General features: G+C 62.8%; 8 protein-coding genes. 5 read left to right on the forward strand and 3 right to left on the reverse strand.

Features of this window, described 5'->3' with window-relative positions; translation table 11 throughout:
- From ABWP09_RS06415 to ABWP09_RS06425, 3 genes are all read left to right on the forward strand, one after another.
- The coding region (locus ABWP09_RS06415; RefSeq protein WP_353204319.1) for a putative bifunctional diguanylate cyclase/phosphodiesterase at positions 1 to 1,169 on the forward strand (1,169 nt) is incomplete at its 5' end.
- 85 nt (positions 1,170 to 1,254) lie between these two features.
- Positions 1,255 to 3,096: a translational GTPase TypA gene (gene typA / locus ABWP09_RS06420; protein ID WP_353204320.1), complete on the forward strand. Its 1,842-nt coding sequence runs from the start codon at positions 1,255 to 1,257 to the stop codon at positions 3,094 to 3,096.
- Between the two features lie 282 nt (positions 3,097 to 3,378).
- Complete coding sequence (locus ABWP09_RS06425; RefSeq protein WP_353204321.1) at positions 3,379 to 3,846, forward strand: DUF2269 family protein; 468 nt, start codon at positions 3,379 to 3,381, stop codon at positions 3,844 to 3,846.
- Position 3,847: 1 nt separating this feature from the next.
- On the opposite strand, the gene ABWP09_RS06430 is transcribed toward ABWP09_RS06425, so the two are convergent.
- Entirely contained in the window at positions 3,848 to 4,255 is a 408-nt protein-coding gene (locus ABWP09_RS06430) for an EVE domain-containing protein (protein ID WP_353204322.1), read from the reverse strand.
- Positions 4,256 to 4,401: 146 nt separating this feature from the next.
- Here ABWP09_RS06430 and ABWP09_RS06435 point away from each other — a divergent pair, with 146 nt between their 5' ends.
- Entirely contained in the window at positions 4,402 to 4,803 is a 402-nt protein-coding gene (locus ABWP09_RS06435; protein ID WP_353204323.1) for a hypothetical protein, read from the forward strand.
- A gap of 94 nt (positions 4,804 to 4,897) precedes the next feature.
- Positions 4,898 to 5,170, forward strand: coding sequence for a DUF3297 family protein (locus ABWP09_RS06440; protein WP_353204324.1), 273 nt, complete (start codon positions 4,898 to 4,900; stop codon positions 5,168 to 5,170).
- Between the two features lie 29 nt (positions 5,171 to 5,199).
- Here ABWP09_RS06440 and ABWP09_RS06445 read toward each other — a convergent pair whose 3' ends face one another.
- Both ABWP09_RS06445 and ABWP09_RS06450 read right to left on the reverse strand, forming a co-directional pair.
- Positions 5,200 to 5,997 (reverse strand): LytR/AlgR family response regulator transcription factor, encoded by a 798-nt coding sequence (locus ABWP09_RS06445; protein ID WP_353204325.1) that lies wholly within the window; start codon positions 5,995 to 5,997, stop codon positions 5,200 to 5,202.
- Positions 5,994 to 6,425, reverse strand: a 432-nt coding sequence (locus ABWP09_RS06450; protein ID WP_353204326.1) for a sensor histidine kinase, incomplete at its 5' end; no start/stop codon positions are given. The genes ABWP09_RS06450 and ABWP09_RS06445, both read right to left, overlap by 4 nt.

Raw genomic sequence — 6,425 nt, forward strand, 5'->3', positions numbered from 1 at the left:
TGCTGGTGGCCACCGCGCGGCGGCTGGCCGATGTGCTGGCAGCGCAAGCGGCAGCACAGGCGGCAGCGGGGATGGATTGGCCGATGGTCACGCTTGCGCGGCTCGGCGGCGACGAATTTACGGTCGTGATCGAAGATTTCGCCGATGAAGCCGTTCCGCATGCGATTGCCGATACGATTCTCGCCGCGCTGGCCCAGCCGCATCTGGTGGGCGTGAATGACGTTCACAGCGATGGCAGCATTGGCCTGGCCTTTGCGCACAAGCGCGGGGCGACCGCGCAGGATCTGCTGCGCATGGCCGATACTGCGATGTACGAGGCGAAGGCGCGGGGGCGCGGCCAGGTTGCGGTGTTCGACAAGGTGTTGCGCCAGCGCGCGCTGACCCGGCTACAGACTGAAAATGACCTGCGCGGTGCGCTGCGGCGCGATGAGTTCGAGCTTTATTACCAGCCGATCGTCGTGCTCAAGACCGGGGCAATATCAGGCTTTGAGGCGCTATTGCGCTGGCAGCGCCGGCCCGATGAACTGGTTGCTCCCGGCCATTTCATCGACATTGCCGAGGAAACCGGGCTGATCGTCACGATCGGCAGTTGGGTGCTCCGCGAAGCCTGTGAGGCCACGGCGCGCTGGCACCGGCGGTTCGCGCATCGCAAGCCGGTCACGATGAGCATCAACGTGTCGCCGCGCCAGTTCCTCCAATCCGGCTTCACCGAGTTGGTCAGAACGACGATCCGGGAGGCGGGGATTGATCCCGCTACGATCTCGCTTGAGATTACCGAAGGGATCGCCGTCGCCAACCCCGACCGCGCCGTGCGCATTATGACCGATTTGCGCGACGTCGGTGTGAAGATCAGCCTCGATGATTTCGGGACGGGCTATTCCTCGCTGGGCCACCTCCATCGCTATCCGTTCAACACATTGAAGCTGGATCGTAGTTTCGTGTCGGGGCTGGGGGTGGGGGTAGGGAGCGATCCCATCAGCACCGGGATCGTGCAGGCGGTGCTCGATCTGGCATCGACGATGAACCTGTCGGTCATCGCCGAAGGGGTGGAAACCTACCGTCAGCGCCTCCATTTGCAACGCATGGGGTGCGAATTCGGCCAGGGTTTTCTGTACTCGAAGCCGGTCAATGCCGAATCCGCTGAATTGCTGCTCGTCAACGTGCGATAGCGGCTCGGCCTATGGCCTTTGCGCAGCGCAACATTTTGCGCTATGCGGCGGCGCGAACACTTCCGCTTTAGCATCAGGACACTTTATGAGCCTCCGCAACGTGGCGATCATCGCCCACGTCGATCACGGCAAGACCACTCTCGTCGATCAATTGTTCCGTCAATCCGGCACCTTCCGCGACAATCAGCGCATCGAAGAGCGCGCGATGGATTCGAATGATCTCGAAAAAGAGCGTGGCATCACGATTCTCGCCAAGCCGACCTCGGTCGACTGGACGCCCCCGGGCGCGAGCGAGAGCATCCGTATCAACATCGTCGACACCCCCGGCCACGCCGATTTCGGCGGCGAAGTCGAACGCATCCTGAGCATGGTCGATGGCGTCGTCCTGCTGGTCGATTCGTCGGAAGGCGCGATGCCGCAGACGAAGTTCGTCACCGGCAAGGCGCTGGCGCTCGGCCTCAAGCCGATCGTCGTCGTCAACAAGGTCGACCGCAACGACGCGCGCATTCAGGAAGTGCTCGACGAAGTGTTCGATCTGTTCGTGTCGCTCGACGCAACGGACGAGCAGCTCGATTTCCCCGTGCTCTACGCATCGGGCCGCAACGGCTATGCCTCGACCGACATGGATGCGCGCGAAGGCACGCTGATCCCGATGTTCGAAACGATCGTCAGCCATGTGGCACCCCCCGCGGTGGAAGTCGCCGGCGTGCCGTTCACGTTCCTCGTGACGCTGCTCGATCGCGATCCCTTTCTCGGTCGCATCCTCACCGGCCGCGTCAATTCGGGCGTGGTCAAGGTTAACCAGCCGATCCACGCGCTCAACAATGACGGCAAGGTCATCGAGACCGGCCGCGCGTCGAAGATCATGTCGTTCCGCGGGCTCGATCGCGTGCCGGTCGACGAAGCCAAGGCAGGCGACATCATCAGCCTCGCCGGCCTGTCGATTGCGACCGTCGCCGACACGATCGCCGACACCAGCGTGACCGAACCACTCCACGCCCAGCCGATCGATCCGCCGACGCTGTCGATGCGCTTTGCCGTCAACGATTCGCCGATGGCGGGCCGCGAGGGCACCAAGGTGACGAGCCGCATGATCCGCGAGCGCTTGTTCCGCGAAGCCGAATCGAACGTCGCCGTGAAGGTGACCGAGGCGGCCGACAAGGACAGCTTCGAAGTCGCCGGTCGCGGCGAGCTTCAGCTCGGCGTGCTGATCGAGACGATGCGCCGCGAGGGCTTCGAGCTCGGCATCAGCCGTCCGCGCGTGCTGTTCGGCGAGGATGAGGACGGCAAGAAGACCGAGCCGTACGAAACCGTCATCATCGATGTCGATGACGAATATTCGGGCACGGTCGTCGAGAAGATGAACATCCGCAAGGCCGAGATGACCGACATGCGGCCATCGGTCGGCGGCAAGACGCGCATCACCTTCTCCGCGCCCAGCCGCGGGATGATCGGCTATCACGGCGAGTTCCTGTCGGACACGCGCGGCACCGGCATCATGAACCGGCTGTTCGAGAAGTATGGCCCGCACAAGGGCAATATCGAAGGCCGCAAGAACGGCGTGCTGATTTCGAACGGTGCCGGCGAAGCCAATACCTACGCGCTTGGCCCGCTTGAGGAGCGCGGCATCCTGTTCGTCGCGCATGGCGAGGCGCTGTACGAGGGCATGATCGTCGGCGAGAATGCCAAGCCCGACGATCTCGAAGTCAATCCGATGAAGACCAAGGCGCTGACCAACTTCCGCGTCAGCGGCAAGGACGACACCGTGCGCCTGACCCCGCCCAAGCGCGCGACGCTTGAGCAGGCGATTGCCTATATCGACGATGACGAGTTGGTCGAAGTGACGCCCAAGTCGATCCGGCTGCGCAAGCGCTATCTCGACGCGAATGACCGCAAGCGTGCGAGCCGGGCCAAGCTGCAAAGCTGAGCCATTGCTAGCCGATGCGAAAGGGGCCGGGCGCGCAAGCGTCGGGCCCCTTTTTCGTGGGCGCTTCTCAGCGTCTTTTGGGAGGCTGCACCCCCTCCCGTTCGCCCTGAGCTTGTCGAAGGGCAGCGTGCCAAACGTCCAGCATGGCTTTGTGGCACGCAGGGCTTCGACAGCCCCGGATCAAGTCCGGGGCCGAACGAAGGGATGGGCGCGGACCTCGAGTACGTACGCAGCTGCGTCCAAGCCGTTTGACCGTGCCGGGAACGCGGATAGAAATCGAGCATGGCTTACGAAACGGCAAAGTTCATCCACATCCTCGGCATCATCATGCTGCTCGGGAACGTCACCGCGACCGCGATCTGGAAATTCTTTGCCGATCGCAGCAAGGACCCGAAGATCGTCGGCTTCGGGCAGCGCCTCGTCACATTGACCGACTGGAGCCTCACCGTCTGGGGGGCTGCGTTGACAATGATCGGCGGCTACGGCGCTGCCGCGATCGCGCAGATCGATCTCGTGTCCGAACGCTGGCTGCTGCTCGGCCAGATCCTGTTCGTGGCCTCGGGCGCGCTGTGGATCGGTATCTTGGTGCCACTGCAAGTGCGCCTGGCGCGGATGGCGCGCACCTTCGAGTCGGGCGACGCCATTCCGGATGCCTATTGGCGGGCGAGCCGGACGTGGTTCATCGTTGGCCTGCTGATCACCGTTCCGCTGGTCGCCGCCGCCTGGGTGATGGTCGCCAAGCCAAGCTGAGCTACTCCGCGGCCGATCCCAATTGCGCGATCGCGTCCCATTCCGCGGCGCGCACCGGCGATACGCTGAGCCGCGACTGACGCAGCAATTCCATGCCGGCAAGGCGCGGCTCGGCCTTGATCGCGGCGAGCGTCACCGGCCGTGCGAGCGGGGCGCGCGGGGCGATCTCGACCGACACCCAGCGGGCTTCCTCGCCATCCTGCTGCGCTGTGCGCGTCACTTCGACCGTGCCGACGATCTCCTTGGGCTTGCCACTGTGATAGAAAAAGCCGCGGTCACCGATCTGCATCGCCTTCAAATGCAGCGCCGCCGCAGCGTTGCGCACGCCGGTCCATTCGGTTCGGCCCTCGGCGACCAAATCGTCCCAGCTATAGGTCTCGGGTTCCGATTTCAGCAGCCAATCGGCCATAGCGGGCATCCTCCTTTGCTGAACGCCGGGTAAACCTGCCGTTCCGCACGCATTCAGGGCGACTCGGTTAGTCGATGTAACAGGCTATCCCATTGGTGCGTTGTTTGGCGATGCATGCGGGGCTGCTGGAGCGAGGAGATTTTGCAGTGAACAGTGTCATGAAGAAGATCGGTCTCGCGGTGGCGCTTGGCGCGACCGCGTTGACGGCAGCGGCCCCGGCCGAAGCGCAGCGTTGGGGCGGTGGTTATGGCGGCGGGTATCGCCATCATGACCGCGACAATGGCGGCACCGCGATTGTCGCGGGCATCGCCGGCCTCGCGATCGGCGCGGCGATCGCGTCCAACCGTCGGGATCGCTATCGCGACGATTATTATCGCGAGCGCGGGTTCGATCCCTATTATGACGACAACTACTATCGCTCGCACAATTATTATCCGAGCGACGGTTATTACGCCTATCAGCGTCGCGACTATTATGACCGGTGCTATGTCGAGCGCCGCTATGATCGCTATTACGATCAGGTCGTGCGCGTCCGCGTTTGCCGCTAATCGGATTTCGTCATCAAGAAACGGCGCGGGGCGCGATCCCCGCGCCTTTTTCGTGTCTGGCGTCGGCCCGCGATTTGCGTCATGAGCCGCGATCATGAGCGACACAGATCTCCCACCCGACCGCCTCTCCTCCAACCCGCGCAGCCCGCATTATGACGAGGCCGTGCTGGCCCGCGGCATCGGCATCCGCTTCAAGGGGCTGCAACGCACCGATGTCGAGGAATATAGCCGTTCCGAGGGCTGGATCCGCGTCGCGCTCGGCAAGAAGGTCGATCGCCACGGCAACCCGCTGACGCTGAAACTGTCGGGCGAAGTTGAGTCGTTTTTCGAAAATCCGGCACCGGGCGGTGACGACTCCAACGCATAAGCCCCTCCCCTGAAGGGGAGGGGAGTACGTCAGTGCACGAACCGCGCCACCACATCCCGGTAACTGCGCGACACCTTCACCTGCGCGTTCGATTGCAGCACCAGAAAGCATTCGCCATTGGTGTGCGGCTTCACCTCTTTCACCAGATCGAGGTTGACGATGGTCGAGCGGTGGACGCGCTGGAAGCGGCGCGGGTCGAGGCGGCGTTCGAGGTCCTTCATCGTCTCGCGCAGCACCAGCGAATTGTCGCCGGTCTTGATCACCATATAATCGCCCGCCGCCTCGATCAGTTCGATCGTGTCGACATCGACGCGGAAGATCTGGCCGCGATCCTTGATGTTGATGAGCTTTTCAAAGCGGTTGGACGAGACATGCTCGGCATCGCCCAGCGTCTCGACCGAATCGGGCGCGATCTCGGCAATCACTTCCTTGAGGCGGTCGGCCTCCTCGACGCCGCGCTTCTCGGTCAAGCGCTGCCGCACGCGGTCGAGCGTGTCGGCCAGGCGCGATTCCTCCACGGGCTTCATCAGATAATCGACCGCGTCGGTCTCGAACGCCTTCAGCGCATGATCGGAATAGGCGGTGACGAAGACGAACAATGGCGGTTCGACCTCCATCAGCCCTTGCACGACCGAAAAGCCGTCAAAGCCCGGCATCTGAATATCGAGGAAAACGAGGTCGGGCTTGTTGGTCTTGATCGAACGGATCGCTTCGCGGCCGTTCTGGCAGGTATCGATGATTTCGACATCGTCATGCGCGGCAAGGCGCAATGCGAGGCCCTGAGTAGCGAGTTTTTCGTCATCGACGAGGATGGTGCGGATCGTCATGCAGAGTCTTTCCTAGGTTCCTCGAACTGGAACGGGATTTCAATTTCGACCCCAAAACCGCCCCCCGGGATCGATCGCGTCTCGAAACTATGATCGGGCCCGTAAGCCTGAGCCAGTCTCTCCCTGATATTGGCGAGCCCAACCCCGGTTGAAAGGGACTGAATCGCCATCGAAACGCTTGACCGGTTCTTCGCCTCGTTCAACCCGGGGCCGGTATCGGATACGACGATCTGCACCCGATCCCCGGCGAGCCGCGCGACGACGGCGATTTCGGCGCCGTCTTCCTGCGGCGTTACCGCATATTTAATCGCATTCTCGACCAAAGGTTGCAGCAGCAGTGACGGCAGCCGCGCCTTGGCGACGCGCGGATCGAGCTCGAAGCTCGGGCGCAAGCGTTCCTCGAAGCGCATCTTTTCGATTTCGAGATA

The organism is Sphingomonas sp. (assembly GCF_040398505.1).
Taxonomy (GTDB): domain Bacteria; phylum Pseudomonadota; class Alphaproteobacteria; order Sphingomonadales; family Sphingomonadaceae; genus Sphingomonas.